This is a genomic window from Bacillus sp. TE9106W (assembly GCF_054062215.1).
Genome location: NZ_JBSSFA010000014.1, coordinates 77,404 through 93,920, shown reverse-complemented (window position 1 = coordinate 93,920; position 16,517 = coordinate 77,404). Strand labels below are relative to the sequence as shown.

Below are 16,517 nucleotides of genomic sequence, written 5' to 3'. Positions count from 1 at the left end.
TTTTATAATGAAAGCTATTGCAGTAGGGATATTGGCATCATTTTTCTTTGCCTTTACCTTCGTTTTAAATCGGGCAATGGATCTAGAAGGCGGAAGCTGGATTTGGAGTGCATCATTACGGTACTACTTTATGGTTCCAATGCTTTTACTTATTGTCATGTATAGAGGAAACTTAAAGCAACTCTTTCAATATATGAAAAATAATCCGAAAGATTGGTTAGTGTGGAGTATCGTTGGATTCGGTCTCTTCTATGCACCACTTAGTTTTGCTGGAGCTTTTGGACCTGGTTGGCTCGTTGCATCTACATGGCAAATTACAATCGTCGCAGGGATTTTGTTAACACCATTTTTTGCGGTAGATCCGTTACATAAAAAACTCCCAATGAAGGAATTAGTTATGTCGGGTATTATTTTATGCGGTGTTGTACTTATGCAAGTAGAACATGCTTCTTCATTAGGAATTCGTGAAACCGTTTTATGTGTAGTTCCAGTACTTATTGCAGCTTTTGCGTATCCTCTTGGAAATCGAAAAATGATGCAAGTTTGTAAAGGGGAGTTAGATGTATTCCAGCGAGTTCTTGGTATGACATTAGCAAGCCTACCATTTTGGTTTTTACTATCTGGTTATGAAGTATCAACAGGTGGTCTACCGTCAAGTAGCCAAGTGTTTCAATGTTTTATTGTAGCGGTTAGTTCAGGTTTAATCGCAACGGTATTATTCTTCTTTGCGACAGATCTTGTAAAAGATGATCCGCAAAAACTAGCAACAGTAGAAGCAACTCAGTCAGGTGAAGTTTTATTTGCGCTAGTAGGAGAACTCATCTTACTATCTGCGCCAATTCCGTCATCTTTATCTTGGATTGGTATGAGTCTAGTTATTATTGGAATGATACTACATAGTTATGTAGCAGTCGTTGTGAAAAAAGAAGAAAAAATAACTGCGTAATGAGATTAGCTCTTTTTATAAAGAGCTAATCTTTTTTCGTAAAAAGGGATGAAGAGATGAATTTGCAACACGTTGAACAAATTGAGAAAGATTCTATTTTAAATGTACTACAATATGCAGTTGGACCAAGTGAAACGAGTTTAAAGAAAGCGGTTTTATTTTATGAAAGGAATAAAGGGACATTGTATAGACATAAAGAACAGGCTTGTATAGGTATTGAAATAATAGGAGCAAATAAAGCAAAAATTCGCCACATAGCAGTCATTCCGCAATATCGTCATAAAGGGATTGCGTTGCAGATGATAAAGGAAGTAGTAAGAATACATCAATTGACGTATCTCGAGGCAGAGACAGACGATGAGGCGGTAGAATTTTATAAAAAAATTGGTTTTCAGGTTAGAAGTTTAGGAGAAAAATATCCAGGAGTTGAAAGATTTCATTGTTACTTGTAAAAGGAGCAATGAAAATATACATATTGAGTATGGTTTGAAAAAAGTAATAATAACATTATATAATATAGGTATCTGGAAAAATATAGATAAAAGAAGATGGGTGTATAACACATGAGAATGGATAAAAGTAAATTTATAAAAATTGCTACTTCAATAGGAGTGTCATCTTTTTTATTAACGGGCTGTGGCGATTATGAAGAAGATACTGCCCAGCAAGAAAGTACTGCTGTTAAAACAGATGGTGCAAAACAAGGAAATGAACAAGAAAGATTAAATTGTGATGATAAAGCTCCAACTAATGAAAATGTAGAAAAAGATGAGTTATGTAAGGAAAATAACCCGTCATTTTCTTCTTATCATGAAAATTCACATTTACCGATACTGCCGTTCGTTGCAGGATATTTATTAGCAAGCAGAACTTCAAATATGAATTATACAGTAAAACCGAATATAATGAAGAAACCGTATGCAAATAACATTATTCCATATCGTGAAAAAGACCAAAGTAGAACTGGAGGCAGCGGTGGTGGAGGGTATTACGGCGGAACTAACAGCAACAATAATAAATCTTCCAATAAAGTAGATTTAAATAAACAGCAGCCAAATCCATCAAATAAAGTAACACCAGATACAAATGCGCCGAAATCATCTACGACACAAACGCCGAAAGTGAATTCTGGTTCTAGTGGAATTGGGAATGCAAAAGCGCCAGCAGGATCCTAAAATGAAAGGATAATGGAGTAATGTATACAGAACAAGAACAGAAAGATTATATGAAAGTATGGTTTTCACTTGCAGAAGAGGCTGGTCGGAATGGGTTTACTTGGCCGAGTCTATTAGAAAATGAAGAATGGAATCAATATATGGCAACAGGTATGTATCGTATGCCAATAAAAACTTATACTGCTATTTCAAAAGCGACAGAAGAAATTATGTATGTGCTATATAGAACGTATCAATACATTCTCAATACGACAAAAGATTTTCAAAAATTAGGATTTCCAGCTGAAACGTGGGAAATTGCGAGAATGAAACATACAGGTTTGTTTTCATATTTTACAAGGTTTGACTTTATCGTAAATGGTGAAGATATAAAGTTAATAGAAGTAAATTGTGATACACCCACAGGTTATTTAGAGCCATCTGTCGCAAATGAAGTATTATGCCGTTATCACGATGTAAATCATCCAAATCATATAGAAGAGCATATTGTGCAGGCGTGGGAACAAATTAAACATGACTATAGTATAGATCCTAGAGAAACGATTTATTTTACGAGTTATGATTGGCATGATGAAGACCATCAAACGGTTCAATTTTTAAGAAGCTATTGCTTAGATCAGTCAACGGATTATATAGGTATACAAGATATCGTCGTGGCAGATGATGGTATATATACGCCAGATGGTGAGAGAATTCATTATTTATATAGACTATATCCAATTGAATATTTAGTTTCAGACGCTGATAAAAACGGGAAAAGAATTGGACTCCAGTTTTTAGATCATATAGCGCAAGGTAGAGTGAAAATCATTAATCCACCAGCTGCTTTTCTTATGCAAAATAAAAGTGTACTCGCATTAATTTGGCAACTTTACGAAGAGGAAGTTTTCTTTGAGGAAGAGGAGCGAGGAATCATTCAGAACTACTTCTTACCGACATATTTTACAAATAAACCGTTTATAGAAAGAAATGAATCATATGTTTCTAAACCTTTATACGGCCGTGAAGGCGGAGGAGTATCTATATACGAAAATAATGAACTATTAGCTGAAGATAAAACAGAGTATTACTTTGAACAGCGGAAAATATATCAGCAATACGTAGAAATGCCTGACTATCCAATTGACACGTGGGACGGTCCGTATACTGGTAAACTATTAATTGGTTCACACTGTATTAGCGGGAGAGCTGCTGGTTTATTTTTACGTGTAGGTGAGAAAATAACAGGAAATTTATCGATGTTTACTGGAGTTACAATTGAAGGATAAATGAAACAAAGAGCTTATCATTTTTGATAAGCTCTTTGCTCATATAGCGTTTTTATTGCTGTGATGTAACGCTTTCATTTTTCTTCATTTCAAAGATTTTGTTTCCATCTTCATCTACAATTGTAATAAAGTCTCTAAGTTTTGGTACACCAATATACATGACTGGGTTTTCATCTTTTCCTTTACTTTTCTCGATATGCAAGACGATAACAGATTTGTCTTTTTCATCCTTCACTTCTTTTACTGTAATTTTATCATTTTTATATTTCGTTCCAAATGCTAAATATATCATTCTTTTACCTTCGCTAATACTATCATTTGAGTAATGTACCATCGTTGGATCTTCTTGTGCTTTTTCATATAAATTTGATGGGCCCAATCCAATTTTATTATATCTGGATTTTTCTATTACCCAATAATCTTCATATTCATTTTGAAAAGAGACACATGCGCTTAAGAAAACGAGTCCAAATAGTAGAAAAGAGAATAAAGCTTTTTTCATTTGTTCACCTTCTTTAGTTATTTCAAATCAATACACCATAATGTAACTGATATCTTTGTAAGTATATTACCATTTTTTTATGTTCGTAAAGACGATTAAGTTAAAAATTAAGAAAAATATGATAATATATGTATGTATGTAGTATTTTAAAACAAATGGGGGAACAATCGTGAAAATGAATGACATAGTGGCAAGTACGCAATTGCCAAATACAATCAAAACAATTACAAATGATTTAAGAAAATTAGGGTTGAAAAAAGGAATGACGGTTATTGTACATTCTTCGTTAAGTTCTATTGGCTGGGTATCAGGCGGAGCAGTTGCAGTAGTAGAGGCGTTAATGGAGGTTATTACAGAAGAGGGAACGATTATTATGCCAACTCAGTCTTCGGATTTATCTGATCCGAAACATTGGTCAAGACCACCTGTACCTGAAGAATGGTGGCAAATTATTCGGGATAACGTCCCAGCATTTGAGCCACATATAACACCAACAAGGGCAATGGGAAAAGTAGTTGAATGTTTTCGTACATATCCGAATGTAGTACGTAGTAACCATCCATTAGGAAGCTTTGCTGCATGGGGAAGACATGCAGAAGAAATAACGGAGAATCAGTCACTATCGATGAGTTTAGGAGAAGAATCTCCATTAAGAAAAATATACGATCTAGACGGATACATATTATTAATTGGTGTTGGATATGATTCCAATACTTCTGTACATTTATCAGAAGTACGTTCTGGTGCATGTGAGTTAATAAAAGTAGGGGCACCTATTATAGAAAATGGTGAAAGAGTATGGAAAGAATTTGTTGATATGGATTACGATTCTGATAAATTTGTAGAAATTGGTGTAGAGTTTGAGCAAAAGGGAACCGTAACAATGGGGAAAATAGGAAACGCAAAGTGCCGTCTTATGAAACAACGTGATATAGTTGACTTTGGAACAGAATGGTTTCGTAAGAAAAATTAGTAAGGGATGGTTACGATGAAGGGGAAAAAGGTATTAATTACAAGCGGTGGTTGTTTAGAAAAATGGGATCAAGTACGCGGACATACAAATATGGCAAAAGGAACAATTGGAAGAATAATCGCCGAAGATCTTATAAGTAAAGGGGCCCATGTTATATATTTACACGGTTATTTTGCGGAGAAACCGAATGATATAAACAATCAATTAGAATTACACCCATTTGAAGGAATTATTGATTTACGAGATAAAATGAAAAGTATCATTACGCATGAAAAAGTCGATGCGGTTATTATGGCAGCGGCTGGGTCTGATTGGGTTGTGGACAAAATTTGTGATCAAGAGGGCAATGTTCTTGATATGAATGGAAAAATCTCAAGTGATATAGCGCCAATTATACATTTTCAAAAGGCACCGAAAGTATTAAAGCAAATAAAACAGTGGGATTCAGAAACTGTACTCGTTGGCTTTAAACTTGAAAGCGATGTAAATGAAGAAGAACTGTTTGAAAGAGCGAAAAATAGAATGGAAGAAGCAAAGGCAAGTGTAATGATTGCAAATTCACCACATTCTTTATATTCGCGCGGAGCGGTACACTACGTAATTGGACAAGACGGTAAAGGGCAGTTATGTAATGGAAAAGATGAAACAGCGAAAGAAATTGTTAAAAGGTTAGAGGTATTATGTAATCGCGTTACTGCTTTATAATTTCAAGTATTTGGATAAGAGTGAATCTGCATAGTATATATTGGTAAGTGAAACTTTTTGCTTTGATACAAACGTTAACCATTCAATATGGATACATAGAATAATTGGTGAGGAGTGAATTCTATGGAACATTTATTAAAGCAAGCTATTAAACTCCGGAAAGAAAAGAAATATGCGCAGTCTAAAGAGATACTCATTGGATTAACGAACTTTACGAGGGATGCAGAAGTACTTTATCAATGTGCATGGATACATGATGTAATGGGGCTGGAAACAGAAGCTATGCCGTATTATGAACAGGCGATTGCAAACGGTCTTGAAGGTGAGTCGCTTTGCGGCGCATATATCGGTCTTGGTAGTACATATCGTTGTATAGGTGAGTATGACAAAGCAATTACTGTTTTAGAAACAGGTTTGCAGCAGTTTCCAGATAATGATGTGATGAAAGTATTTTTGTCATTAGCGAAATATAATGTAAACGATCATGAATCCGCGATGAAATTATTACTTGAAACAGTCGTAAAAGTAGAAGAGGTTAAAGAATTTGAACGTGCTATTTCATTTTATAAAGACCATTTAAACGAGGTTTATAAATAGAGGAGTGAATGTATGAGTGTCACACTTTCGCGAAGGCGAAAAGGTATATGGATTGGACTTGTATCTTTAATTTTGTTATCAAACTATTTATTGTATGCTCTTCCGATTGTACCAGCTACTCCGAAAGAAGTTGTTCTTGGATCATTATTAGATTGCATGTTTGTAATTCCAGTCATTACGTATTTCTTTATTATTCGAAAAAGATACTCGTTAACATATATATTTCCTGTTGTAATAGCTGGTTATATATTTGCAAGATTTATTATTCCAAGCGACTATTTACAAGCTTTTTCATACGTTTCTTATATTATAGTTGCAGGAGAAATTGCTTTTGTATGTGTAGAGTTATTTCTTCTATATAAAATTGTTAGAAAGCTTCCTAACATAATAAAAAAATATAAAGAATATAAAAGTGAGTATTCTTTATTTTCTTATGCAATTGATGCTGCGTTTGAAGCCACTATGAAAAGAAATAAATTAGTAGATATCATTGTAACAGAGTGTAAGTTAATCTATTATGCATTTTTATCGTGGCGTGAAAAAGTGCCAGAAGGTGAATCCGTATACTCATATCACAAAAAGACTGGTGCAATAGGTGTATATATCATGATCATCCATGCGACCTTAATAGAAAGTATCGGTTTTCATTATTTGCTTCATCAATGGAATCCAGTAATAGCATGGATGTTACTTATTTTAAACGTGTATGCAATGTTTTATTTTTTAGCTGAAATACAAGCAATGCGAAAAAATCTAATTATTCTTGCGGAAGAAAAGATAATCATTCAAATTGGGTTAGGAAAGAAAATTATTATACCATTTACACAAATTGATACAATTACGTTTTATAAAGGAGAACTTTTAAAGAAAGAGAAAGAGGTTCTTGATGCAACCGTGATGGAATTTATAAAGGAACCTCCAACATTTGAAATAATACTTAAAGAGCCAATGAAAGCGCAATTGTTATATGGATTTTCTAAAACAGTAAGTCGTGTTCACTTAAATGTTGATGAGGAACGGAAGTTTTATGATGCGGTTACGGAGAAGTTAAAACATGAATAATGCTACTAATTTTCATCATGCGTTTGGTGTGTACGGCATTTGTATCGAAAACAATCAAATATTAGTAATCGATAAAATGAAAGGTCCATATAGAAATCGGTATGATCTACCTGGTGGTAGTTTAGAAGATGGGGAAACATTATTAGCTGCACTTCATAGAGAGATAAAAGAGGAGACCGGGATAAATGTAACGGTAGTAAAACAAATAGGTACAATTGATTTTCAATTTCCATCAAAGTTCAAGGAGTACACACATGTACATCATATCGCAGTTTTCTACGGTGTTGAAAGGTGCGGAGGTAAATTCGAAGTACCGGAACAATTTGAAGAACAAGATTCATCAGGAGCTAGATGGATTCCTATCGAAAGCATTACAGAACGCAATTCATCTCCGCTTGTATGTAGTGCAGTAGAGTGGCTGAAAACAAATGAGCTTCCATTAGAAGTGAAAAAATATGAAACATGGACAGTGAAAAACTCCTTCTAAAATAAGAGGGAGTTTTTATTGTGTATTTGGAGACCAAACACTTCTTTATCACTATATAAATGGATATAATTAAGGTTAGAAATAGCTTAAGGGGAAACAAACAATGAATAAATTACTTACACTTAAAAGTAAAATTGTAGAAAGAAAAATCCGGTATGACTCGACAATAGTAGATCATACTTGCTTATTACTTGAAAAGCAGTTGCAAAGTATCGTGCTATTTCATGAGGTTCAGTATTCATTTACAATGACTGCACATAGTGCAAGTTTAACAATCCCAAAAGGAAGTTACACCATTGCATACTACTGGGAAGATCGTCCGTACAATTTATACATATGGAGAGATAAGAATGGAATGTATGTAGGCTCTTATTTTAATGTTGTAAAAAATACGCAAATAACAGACGAACTAGTGTCATTTGAAGATTTAATTATTGATATTTTAGTACTTCCAAGCGGAGAATATTTTATTTTAGATGAAGATGAGTTACCTGAGCCTTTAGAGAGTTTTGAAGGTGGCTATGTGAATGAAGCTCTTTATGTATTAGAGGAAATCATTCAAAAGACGCTTCCTCAAATGATTGTAGAGACAGAAAGGGTGAGGTTAAACTAAAGTGTAATCGCTTTGAAAATAGAATACGTGTTTAATGAAATTGAGTAGTCTTAAGTTATATGATCTAACTTTTTTGATAAGTGTAAGGTTAGAAGTGTATTTCTTGAGGCATGTGAGTTTTCTTATTGGTTACAATGGATTAAGAACGATAAGAAATAGCTTTCGATGAAACAACAGTCAAGAAGTTTAAACAAATCGTTTGTATGTTTTAATAAAACCTAGTTGACTTATCGGAAATGTTTGTATAATATGTAGTTAATTCCATAACGTATTGCTGATTGGAGAAACCAAAGGCATTTTATCTATTGATAAAATGCCTTTGGTTTTTTTATTACATAAATACTGAATCTATTCATTTAGATGAATCATTTCAAGGAGGGGAAGAAGTGACTGTTTCAATTAATGAGGTATCAAAATGTTTTTTGAAGCAAACTGGTACTGTTCAAGTATTAGAGAATATTAATTTTCAATTAGAAAAAGGGGATTTTGTTACAGTAATTGGTCCGAGTGGTTGCGGGAAAAGTACATTATTAAAAATTGTTGCCGGTTTAGACAACGATTTTGAAGGTGAAATCATTATTGATGGGGAGCGCATAACAAAACCGAGTAAGAAGCAAGGATTTATATTTCAAGAGCATCGTCTGTTTCCGTGGTTAACAGTTGAAGAAAACATTGCAGCTGATTTGTCATTAAAAGATAAGTATGTGAAGGATAAGGTAAAGGAATGGGTTGAAATTGTTCGGTTAGATGGTTTTGAAAAATCATATCCGAAAGAAATATCAGGTGGGATGTCACAACGCGTTGCGATTGCAAGAGCTTTATTAAGAGACCCAAGTGTATTATTACTCGATGAACCTTTTGGAGCACTGGATGCGTTTACGCGAAGTCATTTGCAAGAAGTATTGCTGAATATTTGGGAGCAAAAGAAAACGACAATGATATTTGTTACACACGATATAGATGAAGCGATATATCTTTCAAACCGAATTGTCATCATGAGTGCAAAGCCAGGAGAAATACATAAAGTAATTGAAAATAATTTGTCTTACCCGCGAAATAAAACTTCTCAATCATTCCAACAGCTTCGAACGAAAGTATTACAGCAGTTTGAGCATGGAGGATTGATTCAAACAAGTATATAGGGAAAGGGTGAGTATTTATGTATAAAAAATTTAAAGTTCTTTCTTTTGCTTTAGCTATTTCTTTATTTTTATTCGGATGTGAAAAAAGCACAGCAAGTAGTAAGAAAGAAGATGTAACAGTGCAAATTGGTATTCAGCAAGGATTAAGTCCGCTCTTACTGGCACAGAAAAAGGGCTGGTTTGAAGAAGAATTTAAAAAGGAAGGAGTTAAAGTGAAATGGACAGAGTTTCAAAGTGGTCCTCCTTATTTTGAAGCAATTGCATCAGATCGATTAGACTTTGGTGAAGTGGGGAACTCCCCGGTTATTTCAGCGCAATCAGCAGGTATTGGATTTACTGAAATTGCTAATACAAGCTATGCGAGAAAAGGAACAGGGATTCTTGTACAACAGGATAGCAAGATTACGAGTGTCAAAGAATTGAAAGGTAAAAAAATCGCAGTTGCAAAAGGAAGTAGCGCATTTAATTTATTGTATCGAGCGCTAGATAAAGAAGGTATCGATGCGAAAGATGTTAATATCATTCAGTTACAACCAGATGAAGCGCAGCCAGCATTTGAATCAGGATCAGTAGATGCATGGGCAATTTGGGATCCCTTCATATCGTTACATACGGTAAATAAAGGAGCGAAGGTGATTACAGATGGTGAAATATTAAATGTATCTTCTCCAGAGTTTTTAATTGCGAGAACAAAATTTGCAAAAGAGCATCCAGAATTAGTTGAGAAATTCCTTAAAGTATATGAAAAAGCACGTGTATGGCAAGATGAAAACTTGGATGAGGCAATAAAAATATACAATTCTGCAAAGAAAATAGATGCAGAGATTGTAAAAGAAGTATTTCAACACGACAAACCCATCTTAGTTCCGGTAACAAAAGAAATAATAGCAGAACAGCAAAAGACAGCAGACTTTCAATATAAGCTCGGTTCTATAAAGAAAGAAATTAAGACAGATAAAGTTGTAGATAATTCTTTCGTAGAAAAAGCGTTAAAGGCGAAGTGAAAAGAGGTTGTATAAATTGGAGAATACGAAAGCGGTTATTAAAAGGGCGAGTATAACGATTGAGAAAAACAATGTAAAGAAAGTACAGAAGACGAATATCAAATTTTTGATAAGGGCAATTACTATACCGATTATTATATTAATAATTTGGCAATTGGCCGGCGTATTTGGTCTAGTTTCTAAAACAGTTTTACCAACGCCGCTAGATATATTTGTAGCTTTTCAAGAACTTTTAAAAACAGGAGAGTTATTCGGTCATTTAAGTATTAGTGTATTCAGGGCTGCGGCTGGTTTCTTTATTGGCGGGAGTTTAGGAATTATTTTAGGAACAATTGTTGGATTTTCAACGAGGAGTGAGCAATATTTAGATCCGTCAGTACAAATGTTAAGAACTGTGCCTCACTTAGCTGTTGCACCGCTTTTCGTATTATGGTTCGGTTTTGGGGAAACATCAAAAGTGTTATTAATTGCAGATGGTGCATTTTTTCCTTTATACGTAAACGCGTTTCTAGGAATACGAGGTGTAGATTCAAAATTATTTGATGTTGCGAGAGTGTTAGAGTTTAGTAAAAGAAAATTAATTACAAAATTAATTTTACCTGCCGCATTACCGAACCTATTACTAGGAGCAAGATTATCATTAGGAGTTGCATGGGTGAGTTTAGTAGTAGCAGAACTTATGGGATCTACAGAAGGTATTGGCTATATGATAATGGATGCAAGGCAATTTTCAAATACAGATATCGTATTTGTCGGTATTATAATTTTTGCATTCGTTGGGAAGTTTTCTGATTCACTCGTACGTTTACTAGAAGTTAAGTTTTTAAGATGGAGGGATAATTTTAAAGGTGAGACAGGGAATTAATATATAAATTATTAGGGGTAATTTATATAGAGTGCTTTAATATACGTTTCAAAATAATAAAGGGGTGTGCAAAAAAAATGGAATTATTATGGTTTATTCCGGCTTATGGAGATGGTAGATATTTAGGTACAACAAAGAGAGGAAGAGCAGCTGAGTATGGTTATTATAAACAAGTTGCACAGGCAGCCGATTATTTAGGATATACAGGTGTGTTACTTCCAACTGGTCAAGGTTGTGAAGATCCATGGGTGTTAGCGTCAGCTCTTGCAGCTGAGACAGAAAAGCTGAAATTTTTAGTAGCAGTTAGACCGGGACTAATGTCACCAACAGTTGCAGCGAGGATGGCTTCTACATTTGATAGAATTTCAGACGGCAGACTTCTAATTAATGTAGTAGCTGGAGGGGATCCAGTTGAATTGCAAGGTGATGGATTATATCTTGAGCATGATGAAAGATATGAAGCAGCAGATGAGTTTTTAAAAGTTTGGAAATCGACATTGCAAGGTGAAACAATTTCTTTAGAAGGAAAACATATTAAGGTTACGGATAGTAAAGTTGTGTTCCCGCCAGTTCAAACGCCTTACCCTCCTATATATTTTGGAGGATCATCCGCTGCTGGAAAGGAAGTTGCAGCAGAACATAGTGATGTATATTTAACGTGGGGCGAGCCACCAAAGCAAGTGAAAGAGAAAATAGATGAAGTAAGAAAACTTGCGGAAGAAAAGGGGCGTACGGTTCAATTTGGCATTAGATTACACGTAATTGTAAGAGAAACAGAAGAAGAAGCATGGGAAGAGGCAGAACGTTTAATTCAATATGTAGATAATGAGACAATTGAGCTTGCTCAAAAAACATTTGCAAGATACGATTCAGTTGGTCAAAAACGAATGACTTATTTAAATAAAGGTACACGGGAGTCGTTAGAGATAAGTCCAAACTTATGGGCTGGTATAGGACTTGTAAGAGGTGGCGCAGGTACTGCACTTGTAGGTGATCCGCATACAGTAGCAGATAGAATAAAAGAATATGAAGCATTAGGAATTGATACATTTGTTTTATCAGGATATCCTCATTTAGAAGAGGCATATGAAGTGGCAGAACTGTTATTTCCTTTATTGAAAGAAGATAAAAAACAAGAGAATAAAATTGTTGGTGAAATGATAGCTGATGCATATGCATTAAAAAAATAGTGAGAAATAAAGTGAAACTTTAATCCTTTGGATGAATTGTCCCAAAGGATTATTAGTTGAACCAATCGGGTATTTACAGGCAGTTTCACCTATGCTTTACTCCATTTTATTTACTGCCTGTTAATACGGGATAAAAAAACTCGCAAGTAAATCACTTGCGAGTTTTCATCGTAAACTATCAGAAAATATGGTAAAATTAAATAGTAACTTAAGGTACGGTTGGTTGTTCAATTATCACTTCTCCAAGTAGGAGGGGGGTGATAATAAGTGAGTGAAATAGCGTTGTTACTGCAAGGTGGACTGTTTCTCGTTGCATTGTTAACGTTCGTCGTCGTTTTAATAGACAAGCTCAAAAAATAACAACCCACCTATGCCAATAGAATGTGGGTTGTTTTGTTTGTAAGAAACAAATAGGATAAATGAACAATCCAATCTGCTAAGTTACGTGGACTAGTGTGTAGCCGCACACTAGTCTTTTTTATTTATATACAATTTATAATTGGTTTATGTGATTGTATTGTTCTTTTCATACTTATTATAACACAGTGTCTTTTCATCAAGAAAGGAGACCGTATGTTCTGTTTTGTGATTAAATAGAAGGTGCTTTTTCTTTAAAGAGCCCGTCCATATACTGTTTTAAAGTTTGGACATAAAATTCCTGTTTATTTACATTATTGACCCCGACAATTGGTGATGGAAGTTCATATCTCTTTTCGGATAAATGAACGACAACGTCAAAAATATCAAATAGACGAATGAAACAGAACAGGCCATCTTTATCGCTTAATAAAATAAAGTAATGGTTTTCGCTATTTGTATTTAATGTATTCCATAATGAACTTTTGCTTAAATCGCGAACAATGCTCTTTTCTTTTAATTCTATGAAGTCAGCATTTGATAGAATGTTAGAAATATCAATCGCATCTGGATCTTCAAAATAGCCATCGACTGCTTGTACAGCGAAAGTATAAGCCATTTTTAATACACTCATTTTATACTTACGGTTATCTAAAAGTAATTCACGTTGAATAGAGCTAGCTACTTTCGTTACACGTTCTTCTTTCCAAATTTCATTATGTAGTGAAATATCGTGCTTTTTACATAGTTTCATAATTAAAGCATTGGAATAAAGTATTTCATCACTTACTTCAACAACATCTGTCTCAGCGGCCGCAAGTTCCTCACCATGCTCATTTGTATAGAGAGGGGAGTCAATCTGTTTTTTCATTTGCTCAATCTTAAATTGACTTAATTTATGCCGAATTAAGGGGCGATCAATATTTGTTGTCATTTGTTCATGACAAGTATCACAAATGGAGTTTGTGAAATAATATCCACATAATATTTCTGGGATGACATATTGTTCACTAAGTTCTTTCGTATCTTTTCTGCAAATGATGCATTGTGTCATTTTTATCACCTTTACCTGCAAATTTGTATGTAATCTCATTGTAGTGTATTTATTGGTATTTTGGAATATTGTAAAGGAAAATATTATGTGAAATTGTTGCTTGTTTTGGTACAATGAAGAGAAGTGCTAGTTTAAAGGAGGACGTTTTTTTGAAATCGAAAGTGCACTTTTGGACATTAGAAGTGCTAATGGTTGTAGCGATCATATTTATTTGCACAAAAATATCGTTTCTATTTCAACCGATTGGTATCTTCATATCAACGTTGTTTTTCCCAATCTTAATCGCGCTTTTTTTATACTTCATATTTAATCCGGTATTAGTCTTTTTGGAGGATAAAAAAGTACCTAGAAATTTAGCGATTTTACTGTTATATCTTTTTATCATAACATTAACTGCGGTAGGAGTGGGAGTAGTAGTTCCAACGATCTCCCAACAGCTAATGGATTTAGTAAAAAATATGCCAGGTTATATAAAAGAGGGAAAAGTATACATACAAGATTTATCCCATCATAGATTGTTTGAATGGTTATCTACACAAAACTATGTTTCCATTGAAACAATTGAAAAAAATGCAATTGAATACTTAAAGGATATACCAAACACACTTACGTCGAGTGCAACGGCTTTATTTGGTATTATCACGAACGTTGCGTTAGTCATATTTACAGTACCGTTCATATTGTTTTACATGTTTAAAGATGGACATGCGTTTCCAGGGAAAGCAGTTAGTCTATTACCTGAGTCTTACCGTGAAGAAGGACTTCGTATCATTAAGGAAACGAACGAAACATTATCTGCATATATTCAAGGGCAAGCGCTCGTTTGTATATTTGTAGGTGCTTTTACTTTTATCGGTTATTTCATTATCGATTTACCGTACGCTTTCGTTTTAGGAATTATAGCAGCATTTACAAATATCATTCCTAACTTAGGTCCATTTATCGGTGCGGCACCAGCTGTTATTGTAGGTCTGTTCGTATCTCCGATGCAAGCGTTGTACGTAATTATTATCGTAACAATTGTACAACAGTTTGAAAGTAACATCATTTCACCGCGTATTATGAGTTCAAAATTAAATATCCATCCGTTAACAATTATTATTTTAATTTTAGGGGTAGGTAACTTTGCGGGAATTATCGGAATGATTTTGGCAGTACCAGTTTATGCAGTAACAAAAACAGTTGTATCGAACTTAGTGAGATTGTTTAAGACGAAACGAAGTAATCGAAAATAGTATAAGTTGAGAAAGATACACCGCTTTTTAAGTGGTGTATCTTTTGTTTGTTAATCAATGTAAAAAAGTGTATGCATAAACTTTTATTATATATTTATTACATATCAAATATAACGATAAACTTGTATGATATAGCCTCTATAAAACTATGTGGAATCCCTCTGAACTATCCAAATCATTTCCTTACAGCGTGCTAGCAACATCATAATCGACCCCTTTCAAATTTTATATTTTTAAAGGATTATAGATGAGAGTAGTACTTGCTTCTACGATCTCTAATTTCGTCTATAATCTCTTTATATTGTTCTTCTTGTTTTAATTCAGCTCCAGAAAGGTTCTTTTTCTGAATTGTAATTGTTAAAAAGAAAAGGTGAAACTTCATGATACATTCCTCCTTTCGAAAGGAATTATAGATGGCTACAGTAGTGACTTTGACGTTCTTTTACATCCTCCATAGCTTTATTAATTTGATGGTCATGCAATATCTCACTGTCTGAGAACTTAGTTTTTTGAATGGTGATCGTTAAAAAGAATACTTTAAATTTCATTAGATAAAACCCCTTTATAAGTTTATTAGAAAAGACGGCTGTAATAAGAAGCTTGATGCTCTTTTACTTCGTCCATAATAGTTTGAATGTGTTGCTCACGCAAAATCTCATTCTGAGAAAGCTTACGTTTTTGAATAGTGATAGTTAAAAAGAATGCTTTAAATTTCATGAAGGCATTGCTCCTTTATAATTAATTTAGAAAAGACGTGTGTAATAAGAGGCTTGACGCTCTTTTACTTCATCCATAATAGTTTGAATGTGTTGCTCACGTAAAATCTCACTTTGAGAAAGTTTATGTTTTTGAATGGTGATCGTTAAAAAGAATGCTTTAAATTTCATGAAGGTATTGCCCCTTTAAAATATATTTTTAATACATTTGCGTATAGTATGAACTTTTAATGTCAGTCATTTCATCAGTCAGTTGTTTTAATTGTTGTTTACGATTGATTTCAGCTTCAGTTAAAGTATTTTTCTGAAGTACAGTCGTAAAAAAGAAAATATGAAAAGTCATAAATGAATTCCTCCTTTCGAAAAGGAATTACATGTGATCACAATAAAGTGTTTGGCGCTCCTTAACATCATTCATAGCTTTTTCAATTTGCTCATTATGAAAAATTTCATCTTTGGAAATTGTATTTCTTTGAATCGTAATACTTAAAAACAATACGCTAATTGTCATCGAATGTTGCTCCTTTCTTTAAAAAATAATGTAAGAGACTAAAAAATCGCACAAAAAAGCCACAGGAAGATATAGTTCTCCTATGGCCAGGCGTGAAAAAGCCACAGGAAAGTAT

The 16,517-nt window shown here is 34.0% G+C and carries 24 protein-coding genes; 16 read left to right on the top strand and 8 right to left on the bottom strand.

Translation table 11 applies throughout. From position 1 onward, the window contains the following. Nucleotides 1-7: 7 nt before the first annotated feature. The 4 genes from ACVWY7_RS21780 (at nucleotide 8) to ACVWY7_RS21765 (ending at nucleotide 3,389) form a co-directional block, all read left to right on the top strand. Nucleotides 8-946, top strand: a complete 939-nt coding sequence (locus tag ACVWY7_RS21780; protein WP_000643660.1) for a DMT family transporter — start codon at nucleotides 8-10, stop codon at nucleotides 944-946. Between the two features lie 56 nt (nucleotides 947-1,002). After that, on the top strand, nucleotides 1,003-1,398 hold the full coding sequence (locus ACVWY7_RS21775) for a GNAT family N-acetyltransferase (protein WP_105989682.1): 396 nt from the start codon (nucleotides 1,003-1,005) through the stop codon (nucleotides 1,396-1,398). Nucleotides 1,399-1,509: 111 nt separating this feature from the next. Continuing rightward, nucleotides 1,510-2,121, top strand: coding sequence for a hypothetical protein (locus ACVWY7_RS21770; RefSeq protein ID WP_001242155.1), 612 nt, complete (start codon nucleotides 1,510-1,512; stop codon nucleotides 2,119-2,121). Between the two features lie 20 nt (nucleotides 2,122-2,141). Next, nucleotides 2,142-3,389, top strand: a complete 1,248-nt coding sequence (locus ACVWY7_RS21765) for a glutathionylspermidine synthase family protein (protein ID WP_000287853.1) — start codon at nucleotides 2,142-2,144, stop codon at nucleotides 3,387-3,389. 52 nt (nucleotides 3,390-3,441) lie between these two features. Here ACVWY7_RS21765 and ACVWY7_RS21760 read toward each other — a convergent pair whose 3' ends face one another. After that, a complete protein-coding gene (locus tag ACVWY7_RS21760) occupies nucleotides 3,442-3,891 on the bottom strand; it encodes a hypothetical protein (RefSeq protein ID WP_000709415.1) in 450 nt (149 codons plus the stop codon). Nucleotides 3,892-4,066: 175 nt separating this feature from the next. Here ACVWY7_RS21760 and aacC point away from each other — a divergent pair, with 175 nt between their 5' ends. The 11 genes from aacC to ACVWY7_RS21705 all read left to right on the top strand — a co-directional run bounded on the left by aacC (nucleotide 4,067) and on the right by ACVWY7_RS21705 (nucleotide 12,889). Next, entirely contained in the window at nucleotides 4,067-4,864 is a 798-nt protein-coding gene (aacC, locus tag ACVWY7_RS21755) for a BA2930 family N-acetyltransferase (RefSeq protein WP_125902946.1), read from the top strand. A gap of 15 nt (nucleotides 4,865-4,879) precedes the next feature. Continuing rightward, a complete protein-coding gene (locus ACVWY7_RS21750) occupies nucleotides 4,880-5,569 on the top strand; it encodes a phosphopantothenoylcysteine decarboxylase domain-containing protein (protein WP_000676692.1) in 690 nt (229 codons plus the stop codon). A 123-nt stretch (nucleotides 5,570-5,692) separates the two neighbouring features. Then, complete coding sequence (locus tag ACVWY7_RS21745) at nucleotides 5,693-6,166, top strand: tetratricopeptide repeat protein (RefSeq protein WP_000400627.1); 474 nt, start codon at nucleotides 5,693-5,695, stop codon at nucleotides 6,164-6,166. A 12-nt stretch (nucleotides 6,167-6,178) separates the two neighbouring features. Then, entirely contained in the window at nucleotides 6,179-7,228 is a 1,050-nt protein-coding gene (locus ACVWY7_RS21740; protein WP_000117482.1) for a hypothetical protein, read from the top strand. Then, nucleotides 7,221-7,715 (top strand): NUDIX hydrolase, encoded by a 495-nt coding sequence (locus tag ACVWY7_RS21735; RefSeq protein ID WP_105989681.1) that lies wholly within the window; start codon nucleotides 7,221-7,223, stop codon nucleotides 7,713-7,715. The genes ACVWY7_RS21740 and ACVWY7_RS21735 overlap by 8 nt, the downstream gene beginning before the upstream one ends. A gap of 103 nt (nucleotides 7,716-7,818) precedes the next feature. Next, nucleotides 7,819-8,328 carry a DUF402 domain-containing protein gene (locus ACVWY7_RS21730; protein ID WP_001037859.1) on the top strand — a complete coding sequence of 170 codons (510 nt, stop codon included), beginning with the start codon at nucleotides 7,819-7,821 and terminating at the stop codon, nucleotides 8,326-8,328. 386 nt (nucleotides 8,329-8,714) lie between these two features. Then, entirely contained in the window at nucleotides 8,715-9,470 is a 756-nt protein-coding gene (locus ACVWY7_RS21725; protein ID WP_000218623.1) for an ABC transporter ATP-binding protein, read from the top strand. A gap of 17 nt (nucleotides 9,471-9,487) precedes the next feature. After that, entirely contained in the window at nucleotides 9,488-10,474 is a 987-nt protein-coding gene (locus ACVWY7_RS21720; RefSeq protein WP_105989680.1) for an aliphatic sulfonate ABC transporter substrate-binding protein, read from the top strand. Between the two features lie 16 nt (nucleotides 10,475-10,490). Further along, nucleotides 10,491-11,339 (top strand): ABC transporter permease, encoded by an 849-nt coding sequence (locus tag ACVWY7_RS21715; protein ID WP_062921199.1) that lies wholly within the window; start codon nucleotides 10,491-10,493, stop codon nucleotides 11,337-11,339. Between the two features lie 77 nt (nucleotides 11,340-11,416). Continuing rightward, nucleotides 11,417-12,529 carry an FMNH2-dependent alkanesulfonate monooxygenase gene (gene ssuD / locus ACVWY7_RS21710; RefSeq protein WP_000422277.1) on the top strand — a complete coding sequence of 371 codons (1,113 nt, stop codon included), beginning with the start codon at nucleotides 11,417-11,419 and terminating at the stop codon, nucleotides 12,527-12,529. A gap of 267 nt (nucleotides 12,530-12,796) precedes the next feature. Further along, nucleotides 12,797-12,889, top strand: coding sequence for a putative holin-like toxin (locus ACVWY7_RS21705; protein WP_001289320.1), 93 nt, complete (start codon nucleotides 12,797-12,799; stop codon nucleotides 12,887-12,889). A 229-nt stretch (nucleotides 12,890-13,118) separates the two neighbouring features. On the opposite strand, the gene ACVWY7_RS21700 is transcribed toward ACVWY7_RS21705, so the two are convergent. Beyond that, on the bottom strand, nucleotides 13,119-13,940 hold the full coding sequence (locus ACVWY7_RS21700) for an HNH endonuclease (protein ID WP_000189693.1): 822 nt from the start codon (nucleotides 13,938-13,940) through the stop codon (nucleotides 13,119-13,121). Between the two features lie 149 nt (nucleotides 13,941-14,089). Here ACVWY7_RS21700 and ACVWY7_RS21695 point away from each other — a divergent pair, with 149 nt between their 5' ends. Next, the gene (locus ACVWY7_RS21695) at nucleotides 14,090-15,175 is read left to right on the top strand and encodes an AI-2E family transporter (protein ID WP_000837886.1); all 1,086 of its coding nucleotides are present in this window, start codon (nucleotides 14,090-14,092) and stop codon (nucleotides 15,173-15,175) included. A gap of 241 nt (nucleotides 15,176-15,416) precedes the next feature. Here ACVWY7_RS21695 and ACVWY7_RS21690 read toward each other — a convergent pair whose 3' ends face one another. From ACVWY7_RS21690 to ACVWY7_RS21665, 6 genes are read right to left on the bottom strand one after another with little or no spacing between them, the layout of a single operon-like run. Next, nucleotides 15,417-15,557, bottom strand: a complete 141-nt coding sequence (locus ACVWY7_RS21690; protein ID WP_000668505.1) for a YrzI family small protein — start codon at nucleotides 15,555-15,557, stop codon at nucleotides 15,417-15,419. Nucleotides 15,558-15,582: 25 nt separating this feature from the next. Then, complete coding sequence (locus ACVWY7_RS21685) at nucleotides 15,583-15,723, bottom strand: YrzI family small protein (protein WP_000669812.1); 141 nt, start codon at nucleotides 15,721-15,723, stop codon at nucleotides 15,583-15,585. 25 nt (nucleotides 15,724-15,748) lie between these two features. Beyond that, nucleotides 15,749-15,892 (bottom strand): YrzI family small protein, encoded by a 144-nt coding sequence (locus ACVWY7_RS21680; protein WP_000668975.1) that lies wholly within the window; start codon nucleotides 15,890-15,892, stop codon nucleotides 15,749-15,751. 26 nt (nucleotides 15,893-15,918) lie between these two features. After that, the gene (locus tag ACVWY7_RS21675) at nucleotides 15,919-16,062 is read right to left on the bottom strand and encodes a YrzI family small protein (RefSeq protein ID WP_073523569.1); all 144 of its coding nucleotides are present in this window, start codon (nucleotides 16,060-16,062) and stop codon (nucleotides 15,919-15,921) included. A gap of 28 nt (nucleotides 16,063-16,090) precedes the next feature. Beyond that, entirely contained in the window at nucleotides 16,091-16,234 is a 144-nt protein-coding gene (locus ACVWY7_RS21670; protein ID WP_000142734.1) for a YrzI family small protein, read from the bottom strand. 27 nt (nucleotides 16,235-16,261) lie between these two features. Beyond that, nucleotides 16,262-16,402, bottom strand: coding sequence for a YrzI family small protein (locus ACVWY7_RS21665; RefSeq protein ID WP_000156192.1), 141 nt, complete (start codon nucleotides 16,400-16,402; stop codon nucleotides 16,262-16,264). Nucleotides 16,403-16,517: the final 115 nt, after the last annotated feature.